The sequence below is a fragment of the Allobosea sp. P1_A7 genome (genome assembly GCF_056406775.1).
On sequence record NZ_JBFTZN010000627.1, the window covers coordinates 1 to 790 of the forward strand.

The 790-nt window shown below is 65.6% G+C and carries 3 protein-coding genes; 2 read left to right on the forward strand and 1 reads right to left on the reverse strand.

All coding sequences use genetic code 11. The features are described from left to right. Positions 1 to 112: 112 nt before the first annotated feature. Together AC1D34_RS38095 and AC1D34_RS38100 are read left to right on the forward strand one after the other, a co-directional pair. Positions 113 to 325 carry a hypothetical protein gene (locus tag AC1D34_RS38095; RefSeq protein WP_476827094.1) on the forward strand — a complete coding sequence of 71 codons (213 nt, stop codon included), beginning with the start codon at positions 113 to 115 and terminating at the stop codon, positions 323 to 325. Then, entirely contained in the window at positions 322 to 621 is a 300-nt protein-coding gene (locus AC1D34_RS38100; protein ID WP_476827095.1) for a hypothetical protein, read from the forward strand. The genes AC1D34_RS38095 and AC1D34_RS38100 overlap by 4 nt, the downstream gene beginning before the upstream one ends. Here the strand turns inward: AC1D34_RS38100 and AC1D34_RS38105 are convergent. Further along, positions 605 to 790, reverse strand: a 186-nt coding sequence (locus AC1D34_RS38105) for a DUF982 domain-containing protein (protein ID WP_476827096.1), incomplete at its 5' end; no start/stop codon positions are given. The genes AC1D34_RS38100 and AC1D34_RS38105 overlap by 17 nt on opposite strands.

The following is a 790-nucleotide window of genomic DNA, read 5'->3' on the forward strand; positions in this document are numbered from 1 at the left end:
ACGAGCAGGCGACCCTGGCCTGGGCGGCCTGCAAGCCGTTCGGCGGCTGGGCTCCGCAGCTCTACGGCCCGGTGCTGGTCCTGTTCGGCACCCCCGGCTTCATGGCCGCGCTGTGAAGATCCCGCTCGGCACCGTCGCCTACGACGCCGACGACAAGGCGTGGGTGTATGTCGGGCACCGCCTCACATCGGTGGGCACGACGGAGCACCATTTAATCCTGGCGAAGCAGGGCCAGAAGGGCGTCTCGGCCTATGACTGGCAGTACAAGGCGGTTAAGCCCGAGACCCTGCTCAAGAAATTCCCCGATCTCACGAGGTTTGCATGATGGCCCGTCACTGGAAGGAGGTCGCGAGCCAGACCTTCGACTCGGACACGCTCGCCGAACACAAGCTCGTCTGCGTGGAGCATCATTTCTATTCGGGCGCGATCCGGATGGCCCGTCTGATCGTCGTCAGCAAGGACGGCCAGCCCGAGCAGATCAGCATGTCCGGTCGCTTCGGCGGCGGGAAATGGGCACGCGCCACCGCACCCGCACGCTGCAATGTCGAGTGGACCAAGGCCCATGTCGGGAGGCAGTTCGACCGCTGGCTCCGCAAGGCCAAGCTCACGGAGGCGGCATGACGATCAGTTTGCCGTTCGACCTTGCCGCTGCCTCGAATGCGGCCCGCACGTCCATTGGAGACTTGCCGCCCTCCAGGCAGCTCATGACGACCAGGACGGCAGCCTGCCAGTCCGGGGTCTGGTCGTTCCATTCAAGCAGCAGCTCGGCAGCCCGCTCGACCGAGGTGAC